At 58.8% G+C, this 18073-nt stretch carries 17 protein-coding genes and 5 pseudogenes; 19 read left to right on the top strand and 3 right to left on the bottom strand.

What is annotated here, in order from left to right; translation table 11 throughout:
• Positions 1–3: 3 nt before the first annotated feature.
• From ABOC21_RS26650 to ABOC21_RS26640, 3 genes are read left to right on the top strand one after another with little or no spacing between them, the layout of a single operon-like run.
• Entirely contained in the window at positions 4–807 is an 804-nt protein-coding gene (locus tag ABOC21_RS26650; protein WP_426813862.1) for a hypothetical protein, read from the top strand.
• An 11-nt stretch (positions 808–818) separates the two neighbouring features.
• Positions 819–2984 carry a hypothetical protein gene (locus ABOC21_RS26645; RefSeq protein ID WP_426813861.1) on the top strand — a complete coding sequence of 722 codons (2166 nt, stop codon included), beginning with the start codon at positions 819–821 and terminating at the stop codon, positions 2982–2984.
• An 11-nt stretch (positions 2985–2995) separates the two neighbouring features.
• Entirely contained in the window at positions 2996–3289 is a 294-nt protein-coding gene (locus tag ABOC21_RS26640) for a hypothetical protein (RefSeq protein ID WP_426813860.1), read from the top strand.
• Between the two features lie 18 nt (positions 3290–3307).
• Here ABOC21_RS26640 and ABOC21_RS26635 read toward each other — a convergent pair whose 3' ends face one another.
• Genes ABOC21_RS26635 through ABOC21_RS26625 form a run of 3 tightly spaced genes read right to left on the bottom strand, consistent with a single transcriptional unit; the run spans position 3308 to position 5169 of the window.
• Positions 3308–3538 (bottom strand): hypothetical protein, encoded by a 231-nt coding sequence (locus ABOC21_RS26635; protein ID WP_426813859.1) that lies wholly within the window; start codon positions 3536–3538, stop codon positions 3308–3310.
• Between the two features lie 2 nt (positions 3539–3540).
• Complete coding sequence (locus ABOC21_RS26630; RefSeq protein ID WP_241721923.1) at positions 3541–3816, bottom strand: hypothetical protein; 276 nt, start codon at positions 3814–3816, stop codon at positions 3541–3543.
• Between the two features lie 9 nt (positions 3817–3825).
• The gene (locus ABOC21_RS26625) at positions 3826–5169 is read right to left on the bottom strand and encodes a hypothetical protein (protein WP_426813858.1); all 1344 of its coding nucleotides are present in this window, start codon (positions 5167–5169) and stop codon (positions 3826–3828) included.
• 75 nt (positions 5170–5244) lie between these two features.
• Between ABOC21_RS26625 and ABOC21_RS26620 the strand changes: the two genes are divergently transcribed.
• The 16 genes and pseudogenes from ABOC21_RS26620 to ABOC21_RS26545 all read left to right on the top strand — a co-directional run bounded on the left by ABOC21_RS26620 (position 5245) and on the right by ABOC21_RS26545 (position 18072).
• Entirely contained in the window at positions 5245–5802 is a 558-nt protein-coding gene (locus tag ABOC21_RS26620; protein ID WP_169516421.1) for a recombinase family protein, read from the top strand.
• Between the two features lie 79 nt (positions 5803–5881).
• Positions 5882–6106, top strand: a pseudogene (locus ABOC21_RS26615) (1-acyl-sn-glycerol-3-phosphate acyltransferase); the annotation flags it as partial.
• Positions 6087–6344 carry a phosphopantetheine-binding protein gene (locus ABOC21_RS26610; protein WP_041143069.1) on the top strand — a complete coding sequence of 86 codons (258 nt, stop codon included), beginning with the start codon at positions 6087–6089 and terminating at the stop codon, positions 6342–6344. The pseudogene ABOC21_RS26615 and the gene ABOC21_RS26610, both read left to right, overlap by 20 nt.
• Before the next feature lie 10 nt (positions 6345–6354).
• Entirely contained in the window at positions 6355–6606 is a 252-nt protein-coding gene (locus ABOC21_RS26605) for an acyl carrier protein (RefSeq protein WP_045853985.1), read from the top strand.
• Between the two features lie 5 nt (positions 6607–6611).
• Positions 6612–7193 carry a hypothetical protein gene (locus ABOC21_RS26600; RefSeq protein WP_426813857.1) on the top strand — a complete coding sequence of 194 codons (582 nt, stop codon included), beginning with the start codon at positions 6612–6614 and terminating at the stop codon, positions 7191–7193.
• Entirely contained in the window at positions 7190–8548 is a 1359-nt protein-coding gene (locus tag ABOC21_RS26595; RefSeq protein ID WP_426813856.1) for an AMP-binding protein, read from the top strand. Before ABOC21_RS26600 ends, ABOC21_RS26595 begins: the two co-directional genes overlap by 4 nt.
• Positions 8535–8888, top strand: coding sequence for an ApeI family dehydratase (locus ABOC21_RS26590; RefSeq protein WP_426813855.1), 354 nt, complete (start codon positions 8535–8537; stop codon positions 8886–8888). The genes ABOC21_RS26595 and ABOC21_RS26590 overlap by 14 nt, the downstream gene beginning before the upstream one ends.
• Positions 8879–10568 (top strand): annotated as a pseudogene (locus ABOC21_RS26585) (glycosyltransferase family 2 protein). The gene ABOC21_RS26590 and the pseudogene ABOC21_RS26585 overlap by 10 nt, the downstream one beginning before the upstream one ends.
• 3 nt (positions 10569–10571) lie before the next feature.
• Positions 10572–10994, top strand: a complete 423-nt coding sequence (locus ABOC21_RS26580; RefSeq protein WP_426813854.1) for an acyl-CoA thioesterase — start codon at positions 10572–10574, stop codon at positions 10992–10994.
• Positions 10991–11596 carry an outer membrane lipoprotein carrier protein LolA gene (locus ABOC21_RS26575; protein ID WP_426813853.1) on the top strand — a complete coding sequence of 202 codons (606 nt, stop codon included), beginning with the start codon at positions 10991–10993 and terminating at the stop codon, positions 11594–11596. The genes ABOC21_RS26580 and ABOC21_RS26575 overlap by 4 nt, the downstream gene beginning before the upstream one ends.
• Positions 11565–13891, top strand: a pseudogene (locus ABOC21_RS26570) (MMPL family transporter). The gene ABOC21_RS26575 and the pseudogene ABOC21_RS26570 overlap by 32 nt, the downstream one beginning before the upstream one ends.
• Positions 13888–14473, top strand: a pseudogene (locus ABOC21_RS26565) (DUF3261 domain-containing protein). Before ABOC21_RS26570 ends, ABOC21_RS26565 begins: the two co-directional pseudogenes overlap by 4 nt.
• 1 nt (position 14474) lies before the next feature.
• Positions 14475–15645, top strand: a pseudogene (locus ABOC21_RS26560) (beta-ketoacyl-[acyl-carrier-protein] synthase family protein).
• Complete coding sequence (locus tag ABOC21_RS26555) at positions 15642–16118, top strand: ApeP family dehydratase (RefSeq protein ID WP_426813852.1); 477 nt, start codon at positions 15642–15644, stop codon at positions 16116–16118. The pseudogene ABOC21_RS26560 and the gene ABOC21_RS26555 overlap by 4 nt, the downstream one beginning before the upstream one ends.
• Positions 16115–16846, top strand: a complete 732-nt coding sequence (locus ABOC21_RS26550) for a 3-ketoacyl-ACP reductase FabG2 (RefSeq protein ID WP_426813851.1) — start codon at positions 16115–16117, stop codon at positions 16844–16846. The genes ABOC21_RS26555 and ABOC21_RS26550 overlap by 4 nt, the downstream gene beginning before the upstream one ends.
• Positions 16843–18072 carry a beta-ketoacyl-ACP synthase gene (locus ABOC21_RS26545; protein ID WP_426813850.1) on the top strand — a complete coding sequence of 410 codons (1230 nt, stop codon included), beginning with the start codon at positions 16843–16845 and terminating at the stop codon, positions 18070–18072. Before ABOC21_RS26550 ends, ABOC21_RS26545 begins: the two co-directional genes overlap by 4 nt.
• Position 18073 lies beyond the last annotated feature (1 nt).

The raw sequence follows: 18073 nt of genomic DNA, 5'->3' as shown, positions 1-18073 counted from the left end.
CGGATGAACGACACATATTATTATGGTCAGGGCAAAGTTTTCCTTTCGGTACGCAACCCGGCGACCAGCAAACCTGATATCTGGCGCTGGGTGGGTGATGTTTCTGCCCTGACGATGAAGCTGTCATTTGAACAGAGCGAGCGGAAGATCTCCCGGGGTGGCGTGGTCCTGACTTCAGAACGCCGGTATACCGCTTTTGCCGCCTCGCTGGCATCGGTCTGGCACGATTTCTCCGCTGATAATCTGGCGCTGCTGTTATTCGGAAAAACCAGCCGTGTGGTCCAGAACTGGCAGAACGGCGAGGAGTTGCCCGCAGGTATCACAGCAGGTGATCGCGTTGCTCTGGTTTATCAGAATATCCGGGAAGTCAGTATCAGTGGTCTGGTTGAGGGAACTGACTACGAAGTGGATTATGCGTTTGGTGCAATCAGTTTTCTCACCACCCCACAACAACAACCTGTCAGCGTGACCTATGACTATGCGGGCAGCCAGTCCGTCAGTCTGCTCAACGCGACATCCCCCGAGGTTTCACTGCGCTATGAGGGGATTAACCTGGCGGAAGGGGGTAAAAAAGTGCTCCTCGAGCTCTGGCGAATGACATTTGATCCCCTGACGGTTCTGGAACTCATTAATAACGCCACCTCGCTTTCCGGAATGGAAACCTCATCTGCAGTATTGCCCGACCTGAACCGCCAGGCAGCGGATGTTTTTGGCCTGTTTGGCCGGATCGTACTGATAGAAGAATTTATGACTATCACGTACGACGGCACCATCGACTTCGATGGTAAATACACGTTTGCTTATTAGAGGATGCCCTGATGGCCTATTTACCTGAAACACCGGAATGGACCGATGGCGTCTATCAACTGGAAAAGAGCGATCCTGTTCGCGGTGGCGTTGACGGCCCAGCGAACAAACCGTTAATTGACCTTCTGAAGCGCACGGCATGGCTTAAACAGCGTTATGAAGAGGCATTCAGTGGTCTGGGCTGGGCTGAACTGGGCGAATGGACTGTGGGGATGGAGGTCACAACGCCATCACAAATCGTTCACTACCAGGGCTACTGGTATCGTTATGGTGGGTCTCTGCCTCACACCATTACCGGGGCCTCTCCATCACTCGACGATAACGACAACTGGTTTAACCTCGGCAATGATGTATCGCTTCGCGCAAACCTGGGTTCAGGCGAAGGTCAGTTATTGATTGGTGCACCAGGGTTTATCGAAGAATTACGACAGGTTGAATTGTCTATTCTCGACAGCATTAAAACTGACGGCGCAATTACGTCCTTTGATGGAGGAATGGCAGACTGGATATTTGATGCTTCAAATTTAAGTAATGAGGTAATCAAATATCCCCGGCTATTTATTGCACCAGACAGAGATCCCACCGGTGCATCGGGTGCCTGGCGACTGAACGTCGGGGATATTATTAACGCTGTGCAATATGGCCTGGGCCTGACTGATGACCTCGCCTACAATCGCGACGTTATTCAGCAACTGGCATACTGGAATAACGGGAAGCGTTTAATTATCCTGCCCCCCTTAACTATACGCACACTCCCGATACTGATTCAGGGGGTTGACCCGAAGATGATAGGGACGTTTGGCGCAACCGCTGGTGCGACCGGGGGTAACGGAACATGCCTGGCTATCTACGATAACGATCAGTACACCCTGGATGAAGACGGTGACCGCGTATATCAGTCTTTTTTTAAAGTCACCTCCGCCACCGCGACGGGTAAAAGTCGTGTTACGGGGCTTTTCCTCAAATATATCAAGCTCGTCTCTCTCGACTTCTACGCGAATCCGAACCGGGGTGAGTTTACCGAACGTTCAAAGCGAACCGGCTTTGAGCTCGAATACAGTGGCGGTCAGGTAGATATCAAAGGTCTGGTGACTTTTGGTTTTGAACGGTCTTTTATCGGTAATGAGCTATGGGATGGTTCAGTTTTAAACTGCCGGATCATGTATGGCTCTAACCCGGATGGTACTGTCCCGGCGGTGACCTTTGGATCAACGGGTACTGACAACAGCAATAACCTTAGCGTCAGTCATTTTCATATTGAGTTCAGCCCGTATTCTGTCGATTTTGGTTTTTGCGAACATGTGACGTTTGATAATTTCAAAGTTGAGTCACACCGCAAAGAAGATGCCACACATTACGTTATGACCATCCGCTCTGAATCCACCAAGCTCAGGCTTCAGGGAATGTTCGTGACCAACCCCAGCACGCTTCAGTACTTTATGCAGGACCTGGGGCGCTATACCGAAATCGACGGGTGGTGTGCGGGCGGCACGCCCAATAAAGACGATAAATATGCCGGGGTTCGTTGGTATTACGGGATGAACATCACCAACTTGTACCGCAAGAGAATATACATGAGTTTTGATAACTGCCTGCCTTCGGATGCAGCGAACGGCAGTGCGGATTACCCGGTTTATTTCGGTCATTACACGGAATTTAAAGGCCGCGCATCGGCGGCCGCTTCGGGGATTACCAGTCAGGGAAGTTTTACCAGTAAAAACAGTGGGCTCATCAGCGCCGGGTATTCCTGCGACATTGATGTGTTCTATAACTTTAATTCGTCGGTGGAAAAAGAAGCCGGGCCACTGGTCTACTTCAGGAATAAAAAATCAAAACTGAAAGGCGCCAAAACAGTAGAAGGCGGAACCGCACCTTTCAGGCTTGTCGGGGGTGATATGGATAATGCCGCTGATACACTCGGCACTGAATGGGGGAATTCGGCAGCAGGTATTGTTTACTGCTACGGCAAAAAGACCATGTATTTAACGGCGGTGGGCAATGTGACGCAGCTCATTGGGATGGCGGGGCAAACCATTGCGCTTAAAGCCAACGTCACCGGATGCATTCTGGTTAACTCATCACTTCTCGTCACCTCAACAGGTGCCAATATCAGTATGGTGGCGGGTAAGTATTACCAGTTTGTTATTGAGAGCGGCAATAAAGCGGTACAAATATAAGAGGTGAAATCATGTCATTTACCATTACCCGTAAATTAACTGTTCGTCGACATTTTCCGGCGCTCGGTGTCGAAATGCCGGGGGAAGAAATTGAAACGGACGTAACCTATACCGCCGTATCATTAACCATTAACGGAGATGGTACAGCGGATGCACAGTTTCAGATTGTGGTAGACGGATGCTATATCCGGGGGAGCCGGGATTATCATTTTGATTATCCCGGCGAAGGGAACCCGTTGACCGCTGCGGAAGAGGCATTAAAAGCCGAACTGGAGGCACAGGAGACTGCTGCGCTGACCGAATAAAACTGAATCTGCCCGCCATTACTGGCGGGTTTGCTTATCGCCTGACTCTTCCTTTGCCGCCTTATTCTCTTCCTTCCTGATCAGCATTAGCGCCAGCTTTGCTTCGGCGAGTTGGTTATCGTTTGCCGCTTTATCCCGGGACAGGATTTGCATATGCGCATTGAGTAACGCCTCACGTGTTGTACACAGCTCGATTTCCAGTTCAACTTCGCGCTTTCTTTTTTTCATCAGATCTTCTTTAGTCGCCATTTTTATTCACCATAGAATTTAGTCAGGAACGCTTCGGCCTCGGAAACGAGGTCATCTTCATCAGCAAAAGCAAACTGTTCCGTTGATTCTAAGTACACATCACTATCAATATCAAATTTCACGGAAAAAGTTACCGCCGCTGTATTTTTTTCATAATCCACTATTTCAGTTTTAAGAACTTCAATGTTAAGTACTGCATCGATGAATGATGAATAAGCAGGGCATATGCCCACGTAGTGGGTGTGTTTTTCTACTTTCTTTGAAACCTGAAGAGACATGTTTAATCCTCAGTTATAGTTATTTAATGGAAACCAACGAGACCCGTCGCAATAAAACGTTACTGCATTTTTCACCGGAATAACAAATGAACCGGCTCCATCTTCGAATGGACCTGTCAGGGTCAATGCCTGCAATGAGCTCCGGTTTTTGATGGTTAGGGTATGCCCCGAGTGCATGCCCGGCATCGATACGGTATTATTTGTTTCGTCAGGGACAACGAATGTGATACTGGCAAAGGAACTTATCTCTGATCCGGTAGGTGTGGTGGTTGCATAAAGCTTTAATCGTTGCCAGGTACCGGTAGGTCCCATCCCGGTCTGGAAACCATTATCATTATCTAAAACTCGTAACGAGTAGTTAGCAGAATTTTTTGCCGTAAGGCCATATGCATTATTCCAGGCATAAAAACCACTCGTTGATGATATGTCATAGAAACCATAAACGAGGTTACCGGCTTCCGGTGTGTTGGCAAAACCGTACATATTATGCGTGTAGTTCCTGAATCCAAACACACACGCACCACGAACCTGAACGCCCTGGCCGACATTGTATGCGCCATTGCTGACCACGTCTAATCCGTAACCCTGCCCCGCGGCCAGTGCTTTATTATTTCTCGTGTTTAATTCGATGCCTACCAGTGAATTAGAGTCCGAGTCCTCATTCAGGCTTGATATAATATTTGCGCCCCACGATTTATTGTTTGGCACTAATTTAATTACAGAACCATTTGACGGCGTTCCGGTTGCTCCGCCGCCACCAACTTTGTACCACGCATCCTCTATGTAAATCGTGTTGTCAACAACGCCCAGGACAAATGCCGACCAGGTGGCGGAGCCATATGTCACGTTGATTATTTGTTTAACCCTGATTTTAGAAATAATCTCGGAGGTTAAATCAGAACAGGTTACCGATTCTGCCGTAAACGTCGTGTTTGACGTGGTAAATAAAACCGGCTGACCCACGTGATGTACATAAAGTGATGCCGTGCCTCGTTCAGAATTATTCGCCAATGCCGCAGAGTTAGCGAATCCACCAATGCTCGATTGAGGCTCCGACTCATGCGGGTCCATCATATTTCTGATAGAGACAACCGGGAATCTGTCATATGGGCCATCACAGTATTTGAAAATCTTCAGTCCCATCCCTGGCAACATCATTTGGTCGTATCCGAGATAGGGAATTCTCAGCTCTGTTGCCCGAGCCCTGGCTAACGTTTCGTATGATGTCGGGTCGAAAGCATCCCGGCTTCCGCCAAAATCCATGATGCTCATTGACTCACTGTTTTTCGACTGTTGAGTCCTCGCGACCGCTCCTTCAAATGTCTGTTTAAAGGCCAGGAGCCATGAACCCATACCCTCTTCGCCTGAACCCAGGTTTGAGCGAATAGCATCAGCATTTTACAATCGGTATTTTCAGGGAGTTACACAGTGCTGATTGGTTACGCCAGGGTCTCAACAGGGGATCAAAACCTCGATTTACAGAAAAACGCGCTGATTCGCGCAGAATGTGAACTGATTTTTGAAGATAAAGCCAGCGGTAAACACGTACGCCGACCAGGCTTAAAGCAGGCGATTCGACGTTCGAGAGAAGGCGATACGTTGGTTGTCTGGAAGTTAGATCGACTGGGGAGGAGCGTCAGGGATCTGATTACCCTTGTCTCAGACCTGCAATCACGTGGCGTACATTTCCGCAGTCTGACCGACTCAATTGATACCAGTACACCTGCAGGCCGTTTTTTCTTTCATGTAATGAGTGCCCTTGCTGAAATGGAAAGGGAATTGATTATTGAGCGGACACGTGCGGGACTGGCAGCAGCTAGGTCTAAAGGCAGAATTGGAGGGCGTAAGCGAGTGATGACAGAGGAGGCAGTTGAAAGAGCCCAGAGAATGCTCGCGAACGGGGCTTCCCGCCAACAGATTGCAGAGATTTATAACGTTGGGGTTAAGACCATCTACAAGTACCTTCCAGTAGCCTCTAAGTTGTAATTCCATTTCACATATAGCAACAGGTGTGCCCGTGATTTATCGCGCCGGAATGGCCGCATTTATCGCGCGGCGCATCAGCAGCGAACATATGCTGGGCAAAAACAGTAAATGGTACGATGCGCCGGCGACCAGGCCTCTCTTTACCATCGAGGTAGGCGAGCGGGTGCAGATCGCCCAATTTTACGACGAAAACTCACAAGAACCGTCGCTGGCAGCAAGACAGCTAAATCGGCATATTTTGCTTCAATTACAATCAGGTACTACGCCTACTTCAGGAATTAATGATGCAAGCGCTCTATCTTGAACTGAAAAATCTCATCATCAACACGCTGAATCTGGAAGAGCTGTCGGCTGACGACATCGACGCCGACGCGGCGCTCTTTGGCGACGGCCTCGGCCTCGACTCCATTGACGCCCTGGAGCTCGGACTGGCGGTCAAAAACCGCTACGGCGTGGTGCTTTCCGCCGAAAGTGACGAGATGCGCCAGCACTTCTACTCCGTCGCGACCCTGGCCGCGTTCATCCACGCTCAACGTACCTGAGGCACGCCCCATGACTGAGTCACATGATATTTATGCAGAAGTCTCGGCGCTTCTGGTTAAGCTGTTTGAAATTGACCCGCAGGAGATCCGCCCGGAAGCACGTCTGTACGAAGATCTCGAGCTGGACAGCATTGATGCCGTCGACATGATCGTCCATCTGCAAAAGAAGACCAGCAAGAAGATAAAGCCGGAAGAGTTTAAGGCCGTGCGTACCGTACAGGACGTGGTTGATGCAGTTGAACGCTTGTCCCGAGAAGCCTGACCCGCATGTCGGGCGCCCCTTCATCAAAGAGCATACAGCTGCTGACGAGCCTGCTCCTGCTGGCCTGGCCGTTTTTAATCTGGCTGGGCCTCGCGCACAACAGCCTGCACTGGCTGCTTCCCTTGATGGCGCTGATTTTGCTGTTACGCTTTCGCCAGACCCGGCGACAGGCGGGGCCGCTGCGCGCCGTAACCCAGCTGGTGGCGCTGGCGGGTATTGCACTGTGCACCGCCAGCTATCTGCTAAAAACGCACCAGCTGCTGCTGTTTTATCCGCTGGTGGTCAACGCCGTGATGCTTGCCGTTTTCGGCGGCTCGCTGTGGTCCGCGATGCCGGTCGTTGAGCGGCTGGGGCGCCTGCGCGACCCGCAGCTTTCCGCGGCCGGCATACGCTACACCCGCCGGGTGACGCAAATCTGGTGCGGCCTCTTTATTCTTAACGGCAGCATGGCGCTCTTTACCGCGCTGTATGGCGATATGGCGCTATGGACGGCATGGAACGGCATGATTGCCTATCTGCTGATCGGCGCGCTGATGGCCGCAGAGTGGCTGGTGCGCCGGCAGATGATAAAGCGAGAATCGTCATGATAGCGCCTCTCTCCCTGGCGTGCTGGCTGGACGCTTCGCGACCGTCGGACACGCCGATCGCCTGGCTGGATGAACAAACATGGACCCTGGGCCATTTGCGCTACGACGTGGCGCTGTGGGTCGAACGGCTGCAACAGCACGACGCCGAACGCTGGGCGCTGTGCTTTGAGGACAGCTATCTGTTTCTCGTCGCGCTGCTGGCTACCCTGCACGCGCATAAAATCCCGGTGATCCCAGGACATAGCCGCAGCTCGCTGCTGAACGAGCAGCGGGCGCTGTTTGACGGCGTACTCAGCGACAGACCCCTCGACTGGCACGGACCCTCGCTGGTCATCGACAGCACGCGGCGCGCGATGGCGGAGCCCGGCACGTTGCAAAGCATCGCCGAGGAGGCCTGCGTCGAGCTGTTTACCTCAGGCTCAACCGGAAAGCCGAAGCGGGTTATCAAACCGATCGCCCATCTTGACCGCGAGGCCGAACTGCTGGCCGCGCGCTTCGCGACCCGCCTTGAGGGCTGCCGCATCGTCGCCTCGGTGGTACCCCAGCACCTCTACGGGCTTACCTTCCGCATCTTTCTGCCGATGGCCCTTGGCCTGCCGCTCCACGCGGCGATGCTCTTTTACGCGGAGCAGCTCAGCGCCCTGAGCCAGCGCTACCGCTATGCGTTCATCAGCAGCCCGGCGTTTTTGAAACGCCTCGATCCCCATCTGACGCCGCCGCCGGTAGAGCTCATTCTCTCCGCCGGCGGCCGGCTTCCCGCGGAAGATGTCGCCCGGGCGGCCGACTGGCTGAAGGTCTGGACGGACGAAATTTATGGCAGCACCGAAACCGGCGTGATCGCCTGGCGTTCGCGGCGCCAGGAAGCGGCGGCCTGGCAGCCCTTTGCCGGCATCAGGCTGCTGCAACAGGGGGAATCTTTTCGCCTGTTTTCACCGCTTATCGCCGATGAAGACGGGCTGTTAATCGATGATACCCTGGAGTTTACCGCTAACGGCCAGTTCCGCCTGACCGGACGGCGTGGGCGGGTGGTCAAAATTGAAGAGAAGCGGATTTCGCTCAGCGAAATAGAGCTCAGGCTCCTGAACCTGCCGGGGATCCGCGAAGCGGCCGCTCTGCCGGTCACCCGCGGCGATCGCCAGGGGATTGGCGCGCTGCTGGTGCTGGATGCGCAGACCCGTCAGCGCTGGCAGCTCGAGGGCAAAACCCTTGAGCGGCAGTGGCGCCAGGCGCTGCGCCCGACGCTGGAACCGGTGGCGCTTCCCCGCTACTGGCGCGTGATTGACGACATCCCGGTCAACAGTATGAACAAGCGTGTCTATGCGCAACTACAGGAGTTTTTTCATGATACCCCATGAAATAGAGCGCCATCAGGCACAGCCGCAGCAGGTTGAAATCGTCCTGCACCTCGACCCTAACCTCTTCTGGTTCAGCGGCCATTTTGCCGTCCAGCCGCTGCTGCCCGGCGTCGCGCAGCTCGACTGGGCGATGCATTACGCCACCACGCTGCTGGCACCGGGCTGGCGCTTTCACAGCATTCAAAACGTCAAATTCCAGGCGCCGCTGCTGCCGGAGACCACCGTCACGCTGGCCCTGAGCTGGCAGGAAGCGCGCCAGATACTGACCTTTAGCTATCAGCGCCACGACGGCGAGGCGCGCCATACCGCCAGCAACGGGAAGATTCGCCTGTGTCGCTAACCTTCCGCCCCTGCGTGGTGATCCCCTGCTACAACCACGGGGCAATGATGGCGCGCGTGCTGGCCCGGCTGCAGCCGTTCGGCCTGCCCTGCATTGTGGTGGACGACGGCAGCGGCGAGGAGACCCGCCTACGGCTTAGCGAGCTGGCAGCCCAGGAGCCGAACCTCACGCTGATTCGGCTGCACGAAAACGCCGGCAAAGGAGTCGCGGTGATCCGCGGCCTGCAGGCCGCCGCCGAAGCCGGCTATAGCCACGCCGTGCAGGTTGACGCCGACGGCCAGCACGCCATCGAAGATATTCCGCAGCTGCTCGAACTGGCCCGCAGCCATCCGGCGGCGCTGATTTCCGGCCGGCCGGTTTACGACGACTCCATTCCCCGCTCGCGACTCTACGGACGCTGGATAACGCACGTCTGGGTGTGGATCGAAACGCTATCGCTGCAGCTGAAAGACAGCATGTGCGGGTTTCGCGTTTACCCGATAGCGCCGACGCTGCGCCTGGCGCAGCGCGTCGCCCTCGGCCAGCGTATGGATTTTGATACCGAAGTGATGGTCCGCCTCTACTGGCAGGGCAACCCCAGCTATTTTGTGCCGACGCGCGTCACCTATCCGCCGGACGGGCTCTCTCACTTTGACGCCTTCAGGGATAACTGCCGCATCTCCTGGATGCATACCCGCCTGTTCCTCGGCATGCTGCCGCGCATCCCCTCCCTGCTGCTGCGCCGCTCCCCCGTACACTGGGCGCGGCAGGAGGAGGTCAAAGGGCTGTGGGGCATGCGCCTGATGCTGCTGGTCTGGCGCCTGCTGGGGCGCAAAGCGTTTTCGCTGCTGCTCTATCCGGTGGTTGCGGTCTACTGGCTCAGCGCGCACCGCGCCCGCCGGGCCTCCCGGGGCTGGCTCTCCCGCGTGCGGGCGCAGCTTAGCGCCCGGCAGCAGCCGCTGCCTGCGCTGAACAGCTATCGCCACTTTCTGCGCTTTGGCCATGCGATGCTCGATAAAATCGCCGGCTGGCGCGGCGAGCTCCGCTTCGACCGCGACGTGGTTTTTGCGCCCGGCGCCGAGGAAACGCTGCACAGCAGCGCCCCCGGCGGCAAGCTGCTGCTGGCCTCGCATCTTGGCGACGTCGAAGCCTGCCGGGCGCTGGCGCAGCTGCAGGGCACCAAAACCATCAACGCGCTGGTGTTTAGCGACAACGCCCGCCGCTTTAAGCAAATCATGCAGGAGATGGCGCCGCAGGCCGGGCTGAACCTGATGCCTGTAACCGATATCGGTCCGGATACCGCCATCCTGCTGAAAGAGAAGCTGGAGCGCGGAGAATGGATTGCGATCGTCGGCGACCGCATCGCGGTGACGCCCCAGCGTGGCGGCACGTGGCGCGTCTGCTGGAGCCCGTTTATGGGCCAGCCCGCGCCGTTCCCGCAGGGGCCGTTTATTCTGGCATCGGTTCTGCGCTGTCCGGTGCAGGCTCATCTTCGCCCTCCGCCAGCAGGACAAGCTGCACATTCATTGCGAACCCTTCGCCGACCCGCTGATCCTGCCGCGCGACGGGCGCGAGGAGGCGATACAACACGCGGTCGATCGCTACGCCAGCCGCCTCGAGCACTACGCCCTGCGCTCACCGCTGGACTGGTTCAATTTTTTCGATTTCTGGCAGTTGCCAGACGCCAAAGAGAAGGAGTAAAGGGTGCTGAACGATCCCCGTTTTACTGCTGAGGTAGAGCTGACCGTCCCGTTTCACGACGTCGATATGATGGGCGTGGTGTGGCACGGCAACTACTTCCGCTACTTCGAGATTGCCCGCGAGGCGCTGCTCAATCAGTTCGACTACGGCTACCGGCAGATGAAGGAGTCCGGCTACCTGTGGCCGGTCGTCGACACCCGCGTCAAGTACCGTGACGTGCTGACCTTTGAGCAGCGCTTTCGCGTACGCGCCCGCCTCGAAGAGTACGAGAACCGGCTGCGCATTGGCTATGAGATCGTTGATGCGGCCAGCGGCAAACGGACCACCACCGGCTACACCATTCAGGTGGCGGTGGAGGAGAAAAGCCGGGAAATGAGCTTCGTCTGCCCGGACGTTCTGTTTGAACGTATGGGGGTCATGCCATGAAACTCTGGCCCCTGCTGATGCTGCTCATTAGCCCGCTGGTCAGCGCGCTGACGCTCGACGACCTGCAGCAGCGCTTCACCGAGCAGCCGGTTATCCGCGCCCGCTTCGATCAAACCCGCACCATCAAGGATCTGCCGCAGCCGCTGCGATCCCAGGGAACGATGCTGATCGCCCGCGATAAGGGCCTGCTGTGGGATCAAACCCGGCCGTTCCCGATGCAGCTGCTGCTCGACGACCGGCGCATGGTGCAGGCGATTAACGGCCAGCCGCCGCAGGTCATCACCGCCGACAGCAACCCGCAGATGTTCCAGTTCAACCATCTGCTGCGGGCGCTGTTCCAGGCCGACCGCCGGGTGCTGGAGCAGAACTTCCGCGTTGAATTCAGCGATGCGGGCGCAGGCCGCTGGACGCTGCGCCTGACGCCGATAGCCACGCCGCTGGATAAAATCTTCGCCACCATCGATCTCGACGGGCAGACCTATCTGGAACATATTCAGCTGAACGATAAGCAGGGCGACCGCACCGATATCACCCTTTCTCAACATCAACTTACGCCAGCGCAACTAACCGATGACGAACGCCAACGATTTGCTGCACGGTAACCGCAGGAGCTTCGCGCTGCTGTGGGGGTTCGCCTGCCTGGTGATGCTGGGCGTGCTGCTGACGCTGCTGCCCCAGTCGCGGATGAACAGCAGCGTGCTGGCGATGCTGCCGAAGCAGACGCTGGGCGCCGTTCCTCCGAGCCTCAATGAGGGCTTTATGCAGCGCCTTGACCGGCAGCTGGTCTGGTTGGTGAGCCCCGGCAGGCAGGCCGACCCGCAGGTGGCCCGCGAGTGGCTCAGTCTGCTGCAGAGTTCCCGCGCACTGGCGACGGTGAAAGGTCCGATGGATGCCGCCGGCCAGCAGGCCTGGGGCGCTTTTTTCTGGCAGCACCGCAACGGATTGATTGACGATGCCACCCGCACCCGCCTGCAAAACGGCGGCGAAGCCCAGGCGCAGTGGATCCTCTCCCAGCTCTATTCCGCGTTTTCCGGGGTCAGCGGCAAAGAGCTGCAAAATGACCCGCTGATGCTGATGCGCGGCTCGCAGTCTGGCGATGGCGAAAAACGGCCAGCGTATGCAGTCTGAAGGATGGCTGGCTGGTGACCGAGGATAAGCAGGGCAACCAGTGGTATCTGCTGCACGGCGAGCTGGCGGGGTCGTCGTTTGATATGCAGCAAACCCATCGCCTGGTGACCACCCTCTCCGGCCTGGAGGCGGAGCTCAAGGCCCGCTATCCGCAGGCTCGGCTGCTCTCGCGCGGCACGGTATTTTACAGCGACTACGCCAGCCAGCAGGCAAAACGGGATATCTCAACCCTCGGCGTCGCCACCATCCTCGGCGTTATTCTGCTCATCGTCGCGGTCTTTCGCTCGCTGCGCCCGCTGATCCTGAGCCTGATCTCCATCGGCATCGGCGCGCTGGCTGGCACCGTCGCCACGCTGCTGCTGTTCGGCGAGCTGCACCTGATGACGCTGGTAATGAGCATGAGCATTATCGGTATTTCCGCCGACTACACGCTCTACTACCTGACCGAGCGGATGGTACACGGCGGCGAGGTCACGCCGTGGCAAAGCCTCGCCAAGGTGCGCAACGCGCTGCTGCTGGCGCTGCTGACGGTCGTCGTAGCCTATTTGATCATGATGCTCGCGCCCTTCCCCGGCATTCGCCAGATGTCGGTATTCGCCGCCGCCGGACTCAGCGCCTCCTGCCTAACGGTTATTTTCTGGCACCCGCTGCTCTCCCGCGGCCTGCCGGTGCGCCCGGTGCCGGCGATGGTCCTGATGCTGCGCTGGCTGGCGGCGTGGCGGCGCAATAAAAAGCTCACCATCGGCCTGCCGGTCGTTCTGGCGCTGCTCTCTCTGGCGGGGATCGCCACCCTGCGCGTCGATGACGATATTTCCCAACTGCAGGCGCTGCCGCAGCCTCTGCTGGCGCAGGAAAAGACGATCGCGACCTTAACTGGCCAGGGCGCCGATCAGAAGTGGTTCGTGGTCTACGGGCGGACGCCGCAGCAGACGCTGGAGCGGCTGGAAACCTTTGTCCCCGCGCTGGAACAGGCGAAAAATAAGGGCCTGCTCAACGGCTACCGGACGATCCCGCTGAACTCTCTGGCCCGCCAGCGTCAGGATCTGGCGCTGCTGAAGGCGGCCTCCCCGGCGGTGAGCCGCGTGCTGCAAAGCGCCGGGCTGCAGGCGATCAATCCGGATCTCGGCCCCATGCCGGTCAGCGTGGAAGCCTGGCTTGCCAGCCCGGCTAGCGAAGGCTGGCACCTACTGTGGATAACCCTGCAGGACGGCGAGAGCGGCGTACTGGTGCCGGTTGACGGCGTGAAGGCGAGCCCGGCGCTGAAGGCCCTCGGCGCAAAATATAGCGGCGTGGCGTGGGTCGACAGAAAAAACGCGTTCGACGAGCTTTTCGCCCTCTATCGCCATTTGCTGACCGGGCTGCTGGGCATTGCGCTGGCCACCATCGCCTGCGGAGCGGTTCTGCGCCTCGGCTGGCGCAAAGGGCTTATCAGCCTCGTGCCGTCGGTACTCTCGTTAGGCTGCGGCCTCGCGGCGCTCTCCCTCAGCGGCCATACGCTCAACCTGTTTTCACTGCTGGCGCTGGTGCTGGTGCTCGGAGTCGGCATCAACTACACGCTGTTTTTCAGCAATCCGCGCGGCACGCCGCTAACCTCGCTGCTGGCCGTCAGCCTGGCCATGATGACCACGCTGCTGACCCTCGGCATGCTGGTATTTAGCTCAACCCAGGCGATCGCCAGCTTTGGCATCGTGCTGGTTAGCGGGATTTTCACCGCCTTCCTGCTATCGCCTCTGGCGATGCCCGGCAAAAAAGGGAAAAAAAGAAGATGATCAAATTCAGATTCGGCCGCGCCCTCGCGCTGATCGCCACCTTAGCCCTTGCCGGCTGCGGCCATTCGCAGAAGGCGCAGCAGGGCCGCCCGCAGGCGTGGCTGGAGCCGGGCACCCGCGTGACGCTCCCGGCGCCGGGCATCTCGCCGACGCTCAGCTCACAGCAGCTGCTGACCGGTAGCTTTAACGGCCAGACCCAGTCGCTGCTGGTGATGCTCAATGCCGATGCGCAAAAGCTGACGCTGGCCGGGCTCTCATCGGTGGGCATTCGCCTGTTCCTCGTCACCTATGATGAGAAAGGCGTGCATACCGAACAGTCGATCGTGGTGCCGCAGATGCCGCCCGCCGGCCAGGTGCTGGCCGACGTGATGCTCAGCCACTGGCCGATAGCGGCCTGGCAGCCGCAGTCTGCCGAAAGGCTGGACGCTGACCGACGCCGGCGACAGGCGCGAACTGCGCAACGCCCGCGGCAGTCTGGTGACGGAAATCACCTACCTGAACCGCAAAGGACGCCGCGAGCCCATCAGCATTCAGCAGCGGGCCTTCGGCTATCACATCACCATTCAATATTTGGGTGACTGAGATGATCTACATTTCCGCTGTCGGCATGATCAACGCGCTGGGCAACAGCCTCGACGAGATAGCCTGCAACCTGACGCGCGGCATCGCCCCCGGTATGCGCCCGCGCGCCGGCTGGCTGCAGGGGCAGCCGCAGGCGGTGCTCGGCGGCGTTGACGGCGAGCTGCCCGCCATAGGCGACGCGTTTGCCGCCCACCGTTCGCGCAACAATCAGTCTGCTGCTGGCGGCGCTGGCGCAGATTCAGCCGCAGGTGGACGACTCTATCGCCCGCTACGGCCGCGACCGTGTAGCGGTAGTGCTCGGTACCAGCACCTCCGGGCTCGATGAGGGCGACAGGCACGTGGACTTAACCCTCAACGCAAAAGCGAGCGCGGCCTGGCACTACCCGCAGCAGGAGCTGGGCGACCCGTCGCGCTTTCTCAGCCGCTGGCTGGATCTCGACGGCCCGGCGTTTACCCTTTCCACCGCCTGCTCCTCCAGCGCCCGCGCGATAATCAGCGGACGGCGGCTGATTGAGGCCGGCCTCGCGGACGTAGCGATTGTCGGCGGCGCCGACACCCTCAGCCGAATGCCGGTAAACGGCTTCCACAGCCTGGAATCCCTCTCCACAACGCTGTGCCAGCCCTTCGGCCGCGACCGCAGCGGGATTACGATCGGTGAAGGGGCGGCGCTGATGCTGCTGACCCGCGAGCCGCAGCCCGTAGCCCTGCTCGGCGTGGGCGAGTCCAGCGACGCGCACCATATTTCGGCCCCCCATCCGCAGGGGGAAGGAGCCATCCGCGCCATTCGCCAGGCGCTCGACGACGCCGGTATCTCCGCCGACGCGGTGGGCTACATCAACCTGCACGGTACCGCGACGCCGCTTAACGATCTGGTGGAGTCGCAGGTCGTCAGCGCGCTGTTTGGCGAGCGGGTGCCGTGTAGCTCTACCAAGCATCTGACCGGCCATACGCTGGGCGCGGCGGGGATCACCGAGGCGGCAATCTCTATGCTCATTCTGCAGCGCAGCCTGCCGCTGCCCGCGCAGGATTTCAGCCTCTCGCCGCGCGACCCGGCGCTGCCCGCCTGCGGCATTATCGATAAAGCGCAGCCGCTGGCCCGTCCGACTATCCTGTCCAACTCGTTTGCCTTTGGCGGCAATAACGCCAGCATTCTGCTCGGGAGAGTGTTATGAACCACTATTTATCGCCCGGCGACTATCTGCCGCACGACGCGCCGATGCTGCTGCTGGAAGAGGTGCTGGAGGTCACTGATGAAACCGCCGTTTGCCGTGTTGCCGTCACCAGCGGCGGCGTACTGGGGCCGTTTCTTGACGCCGAAGGCAACCTGCCCGGCTGGTTCGCGCTGGAGCTGATGGCGCAGACCGTCGGTGTCTGGTCGGGCTGGCATCGTCATCGGCAGGGGAAAAGCACTATTGCGCTCGGCATGGTGCTCGGCGCCAGAGAGCTGACCTGCGCCGCCGGGATTCTGCCCGCCGACCGGACGCTGACCATCAGCGTCAGCCTGCTGATGCAGGACGCGCGTTTTGGCAGCTTTGAATGCGCCATCAGCGCCGGGGATGAGGCGCTGGCAACCGGCCGGGTGAATACCTTTCAGCCCACCGCCGAAGAGTTAACGACGCTTTTTAATCAGGGAGAGAAACCATGAGTCGCTCAGTATTAGTGACCGGCGCCAGCAAGGGCATCGGTCGCGCCATCGCCTGCCGGCTGGCAGCGGACGGTTTTACCGTCGGCGTTCATTACCATCGCGACGCCGAGGGCGCGCGGAAAACCCTCGAGACCCTGCAGGCCGCCGGCGGCAGCGGGCGGGTACTGAGCTTTGACGTCGCCAACCGCGAGCAGTGCCGCGAGGTGCTGGAGCAGGATATCGCCGCCCACGGCCCGTGGTACGGCGTGGTAAGCAACGCCGGGATCGCCCGCGACGGCGCCTTCCCGGCGCTCAGCGACGACGATTGGGATTGCGTTATCCACACCAACCTCGACAGCTTTTATAACGTCATTCAGCCGTGCATTATGCCAATGATCGGCGCCCGTCAGGGCGGGCGGATTGTCACCCTGTCATCCGTTTCCGGGGTGATGGGCAACCGCGGCCAGGTCAACTACAGCGCAGCGAAGGCGGGCATTATCGGCGCCACCAAGGCGCTGGCTATCGAGCTGGCGAAACGCAAAATCACCGTCAACTGCATTGCGCCGGGGCTGATTGATACCGGGATGATCGAGATGGAAGAGGCCGCGCAGAAAGAGGCGATGGCGCTGATCCCGATGAAACGTATGGGCCAGGCGGAGGAAGTGGCCGGGCTGGCCAGCTATTTGATGTCCGACATTGCGGGTTACGTTACCCGCCAGGTTATTTCTATCAATGGAGGTATGTTATGACACGCCGTGTCGTGATTACAGGGATGGGCGGCGTCACCGCCTTTGGGGAAAACTGGCAGGACGTTTCCACCAGGCTGCTCGCCTACGAGAACGCCGTGCGCAAGATGCCGGAATGGCAAATCTACGATGGCCTGCACACCCTGCTCGGCGCGCCGATCGACGATTTCACCCTACCGGAGCACTATACCCGCAAGCGTATTCGCGCCATGGGTCGGGTATCGCTGATGTCCACCCGCGCCAGCGAGCTGGCGCTGGAGCAGGCCGGCCTGATTGGCGAAACGGTGCTGACGAACGGCGAAACCGGTATTGCCTACGGCTCGTCGACCGGCAGCACCGGCCCGGTGAGCGAGTTTGCCACTATGCTGACGGAAAAGCATACCAATAACATTACCGGCACCACCTACGTGCAGATGATGCCGCACACCACCGCGGTCAACACCGGGCTCTTCTTCGGCCTGCGCGGGCGGGTGATCCCCACCTCCAGCGCCTGCACCTCCGGCAGCCAGGCCATCGGCTACGCCTGGGAAGCCATCCGCCACGGCTATCAAACGGTGATGGTGGCTGGCGGCGCCGAAGAGCTCTGTCCGTCCGAAGCGGCGATCTTTGATACCCTCTTCGCCACCAGCCAGCGCAACGATGAGCCGAAAACCACCCCCTCGCCGTTCGACGAGCGCCGCGATGGCCTGGTGATTGGCGAAGGCGCCGGCACGCTGATCCTCGAAGAGCTGGAGCACGCCAAAGCGCGCGGCGCGACGATCTACGGCGAAATCGTCGGCTTTGCCACCAACTGCGACGCCGCGCATATCACCCAGCCGCAGCAGGAAACGATGCAGATTTGCATGGCGCAGGCGCTCAGCATAGCCGGTTTACGCCCCGAAGATATCGGCTATATCTCGGCCCACGGTACGGCGACCGATCGCGGCGATATCGCCGAAAGCCGGGCCAGCGCCGCCCTCTTCGGCAGCCGCGTGCCGATCTCTTCCTTGAAAAGCTATTTTGGCCATACCCTTGGCGCCTGCGGGGCGCTGGAGGCCTGGATGAGCCTGCAGATGATGCGCGAAGGCTGGTTCGCCCCGACGCTCAACCTGCGTCAGCCGGACCCCCAGTGCGGCGAACTCGACTACATCATGGGTGAAGCGCGCAGGATCGACTGCGAGTACCTGCAGAGCAACAACTTCGCCTTTGGCGGCATCAATACGTCCATCATCATTAAGCGTTGGTCCTGAT

This window comes from Klebsiella sp. WOUb02 (assembly GCF_050058015.1).
Taxonomy (GTDB): Bacteria; Pseudomonadota; Gammaproteobacteria; order Enterobacterales; family Enterobacteriaceae; genus Klebsiella.
Note: the sequence above shows the minus strand (reverse complement) of the source record. Positions and strands in the feature narration are given on the sequence as shown.

Bases quoted from the DNA above. Each gene is read 5' to 3' on its own strand.
- ABOC21_RS26650 (WP_426813862.1), top strand. From the start codon at position 4: ATGAACGACACATATTATTATGGTCAGGGCAAAGTTTTCCTTTCGGTA.
- ABOC21_RS26645 (WP_426813861.1), top strand. From the start codon at position 819: ATGGCCTATTTACCTGAAACACCGGAATGGACCGATGGCGTCTATCAA.
- ABOC21_RS26640 (WP_426813860.1), top strand. From the start codon at position 2,996: ATGTCATTTACCATTACCCGTAAATTAACTGTTCGTCGACATTTTCCG.
- ABOC21_RS26635 (WP_426813859.1), bottom strand. From the start codon at position 3,538: ATGGCGACTAAAGAAGATCTGATGAAAAAAAGAAAGCGCGAAGTTGAA.
- ABOC21_RS26630 (WP_241721923.1), bottom strand. From the start codon at position 3,816: ATGTCTCTTCAGGTTTCAAAGAAAGTAGAAAAACACACCCACTACGTG.
- ABOC21_RS26625 (WP_426813858.1), bottom strand. From the start codon at position 5,169: ATGGGTTCATGGCTCCTGGCCTTTAAACAGACATTTGAAGGAGCGGTC.
- ABOC21_RS26610 (WP_041143069.1), top strand. From the start codon at position 6,087: ATGCAAGCGCTCTATCTTGAACTGAAAAATCTCATCATCAACACGCTG.
- ABOC21_RS26605 (WP_045853985.1), top strand. From the start codon at position 6,355: ATGACTGAGTCACATGATATTTATGCAGAAGTCTCGGCGCTTCTGGTT.
- ABOC21_RS26600 (WP_426813857.1), top strand. From the start codon at position 6,612: ATGTCGGGCGCCCCTTCATCAAAGAGCATACAGCTGCTGACGAGCCTG.
- ABOC21_RS26595 (WP_426813856.1), top strand. From the start codon at position 7,190: ATGATAGCGCCTCTCTCCCTGGCGTGCTGGCTGGACGCTTCGCGACCG.
- ABOC21_RS26590 (WP_426813855.1), top strand. From the start codon at position 8,535: ATGATACCCCATGAAATAGAGCGCCATCAGGCACAGCCGCAGCAGGTT.
- ABOC21_RS26575 (WP_426813853.1), top strand. From the start codon at position 10,991: ATGAAACTCTGGCCCCTGCTGATGCTGCTCATTAGCCCGCTGGTCAGC.
- ABOC21_RS26555 (WP_426813852.1), top strand. From the start codon at position 15,642: ATGAACCACTATTTATCGCCCGGCGACTATCTGCCGCACGACGCGCCG.
- ABOC21_RS26550 (WP_426813851.1), top strand. From the start codon at position 16,115: ATGAGTCGCTCAGTATTAGTGACCGGCGCCAGCAAGGGCATCGGTCGC.
- ABOC21_RS26545 (WP_426813850.1), top strand. From the start codon at position 16,843: ATGACACGCCGTGTCGTGATTACAGGGATGGGCGGCGTCACCGCCTTT.